This is a genomic window from Geminocystis sp. CENA526 (assembly GCF_050753365.1).
Taxonomy (GTDB): Bacteria; Cyanobacteriota; Cyanobacteriia; order Cyanobacteriales; family Cyanobacteriaceae; genus Geminocystis.
Map to the genome: position 1 here is coordinate 1 of NZ_JBLZFY010000215.1, position 2,668 is coordinate 2,668.

Annotated in this window: 2 protein-coding genes; one reads left to right on the forward strand and one right to left on the reverse strand. The window is 38.6% G+C overall.

Annotated elements, in window-relative coordinates; translation table 11 throughout:
• Positions 1 to 272 precede the first annotated feature (272 nt).
• Entirely contained in the window at positions 273 to 1,820 is a 1,548-nt protein-coding gene (gene guaA, locus ACN4EE_RS22730; protein ID WP_431708795.1) for a glutamine-hydrolyzing GMP synthase, read from the forward strand.
• 95 nt (positions 1,821 to 1,915) lie between these two features.
• On the opposite strand, the gene ACN4EE_RS22735 is transcribed toward guaA, so the two are convergent.
• Positions 1,916 to 2,500 (reverse strand): DUF4340 domain-containing protein, encoded by a 585-nt coding sequence (locus ACN4EE_RS22735; RefSeq protein ID WP_431708794.1) that lies wholly within the window; start codon positions 2,498 to 2,500, stop codon positions 1,916 to 1,918.
• Between the last annotated feature and the right edge of the window lie 168 nt (positions 2,501 to 2,668).

Sequence of the window (2,668 nt, forward strand, 5' to 3'; positions counted from 1 at the left end):
GAGGCGGAGGAGGGGGGAGAGGCGGAGGAAATAATTATAGTTTTCTGGTGGGGTTGGGTTTAATATATTAAACCCCTACGTTGCCCTTTGCCTTTTGCCTCTTGCCTTTCTTAATTCTTACTTTCTTTTAACGGTTTTTGACGATCGAAAGTGTTAAAATAAAAGAATCAATACATTAAGAGTAAGTACCCGTGACTATAGCAGATACCAGCCCTCCTAAAGCAACAACCATAGAACCAGATGTTGACTCTAGTGTTCATGTTCAACGTCAAATGATTGCTATTCTTGATTTTGGTTCTCAATATTCAGAATTAATCGCCCGTCGCATCCGAGAAACAGAAGTTTATTCAGAAGTGATTTCCTATCGCACCACTGCCGAAAAGTTGAAGGAAATTAATCCGAAAGGGATTATTCTTTCAGGAGGTCCTAGTTCCGTGTATGATGACTATGCTCCTCTTTGTGACCCCGAAATTTGGCAACTAGGTATTCCCGTATTGGGAGTATGCTATGGTATGCAGTTGATGGTTAAACAGTTAGGTGGTAAAGTAGAACGTGCCAAAAGAGGGGAATATGGCAAGGCTTCTTTACATATCGATGATCCTACCGATTTGCTTACCAACGTAGAGCAGGGATCAACTATGTGGATGAGTCATGGTGACTCTTGTACTCAACTCCCCGAAGGTTTTAAAATACTTGCTCATACTGATAATACCCCCTGTGCAGCGATCGCAGAACATAAACAAAAACTTTTTGGGGTACAATTTCATCCTGAAGTAATCCATTCTGAATACGGCACGGCTTTAATCCGTAACTTTGTTTATCATATTTGCGGATGTGAACCCACATGGACTACAAAAACCTTTGTGGAAGAATCCATTAAAGAAATTCGGGCTAGGGTAGGCGATAAGCGGGTTTTATTGGCTTTGTCAGGGGGGGTTGACTCCTCTACTTTAGCTTTTTTACTCCATGAAGCCATCGGAGATCAGTTAACGTGTATGTTTATTGATCAGGGTTTTATGCGTAAAGGTGAACCCGAAAGATTGGTAGAGATTTTTGATAAACAATTCCATATCAACGTAGAATACGTCAACGCGCGCGATCGATTCCTCGAAAAACTAAAAGATATAACCGATCCCGAAGAAAAACGCCGTTTAATTGGTCATGAATTTATCCAAGTATTTGAAGAAGAATCTAATCGTTTAGGACCTTTCGATTTTCTGGCACAAGGTACATTATACCCTGATGTCATCGAATCTGCTGATACGAATGTTGACCCCAAAACAGGAGAAAGAGTAGCGGTTAAAATCAAGAGTCATCACAACGTAGGCGGTTTACCCAAAAATCTTCGTTTCAAATTAGTTGAACCACTGCGTAAACTGTTTAAAGATGAAGTGCGTAAAGTCGGAAGATCGATCGGCTTACCAGAAGAAATTGTCTCTCGTCATCCCTTCCCCGGACCCGGTTTAGCTATTCGGATTTTAGGAGAAGTAACCGCAGAAAAATTAAATATATTGCGAGATGCAGACTTTGTTGTGCGAGACGAGATCAAAAAATACGGAATGTACCATGATTTTTGGCAAGCCTTTGCTGTTTTGTTACCTGTTCGTAGTGTGGGAGTCATGGGAGATCAAAGAACCTATGCTTTCCCTGTGGTACTGCGTTTGATTACCAGTGAAGACGGCATGACGGCGGATTGGGCAAGACCTCCTTATGATTTACTAGAAACTATGTCTAATCGTATCGTTAATGAGGTTAAAGGCGTTAATCGTGTGGTTTATGACATCACCTCCAAACCCCCCGGTACGATCGAATGGGAGTAAATAATTAAGAATTAAGAATTAAGAATTAAGAATTAAGAATTAAGAAAGGGCAAAGGGTAAAAGTTATTAATCAATTTGTCCACCTGTCCACCTATTTACTCCTGATTAATTGTCCATTCGTCAAAATCCCTTTCAATGGCATATTGAAAACTTTTAGACACTAAAAAAATATTTTGTGTCGTCTCCACAGAATCAGGAAATATAACTTCTGCATAAATTTGGGTATCATCAAAATTGGATTTTCCTAAAATCATTTCATATTTGTCGCCGTTATCTAATGTCCACTGAATTTTATAATTAGATGTATCCAAACCATATTCTTCTCTCGTATTTTCCGTTGAGGGAATTTCTACAGTGTTTTGTGCCTGATTAAATAAATTGATGAGAAAAGCCATAGCCGCATCACTAGCGGTTAATTTTTCTGGTTGTATCATTTCCCATGTGCCTTTTTTTGTCTTTTCAAAACTCATCAGCTTTGGCTCTCGATCGAAATCGAGATTAATTGTTATACTCTTAATGTCTTTACTATCAAAGGAGAAAATTTTTTCTCTGGTGTCTTCCACTCGATCGATTTTTGAGGTAATATCAAATCCTTGATCCTTGATTTCGCTAAAATAAACAAAGCTAGTTAAACCTAATGCTAAAATTACCAGTGATATAGTTGTGCGATTAAATTTCATTTTGACAATGGCTAAAAATTAAGAATTAAGAATTAAGAATTAAGAATTAAGAATTAAAAATTAAGAATGGAGAATCAGCAATTATTTTAAAGTATTTTCTTCCCCCTCTTCCCCCTCTTCCCTTTCTTCCCCCTCTTCCCTTTCTTCCCCCTCTTCCCTCTCTTCCCC

Bases quoted from the DNA above. Each gene is read 5' to 3' on its own strand.
- guaA (WP_431708795.1), top strand. From the start codon at position 273: ATGATTGCTATTCTTGATTTTGGTTCTCAATATTCAGAATTAATCGCC.
- ACN4EE_RS22735 (WP_431708794.1), bottom strand. From the start codon at position 2,500: ATGAAATTTAATCGCACAACTATATCACTGGTAATTTTAGCATTAGGT.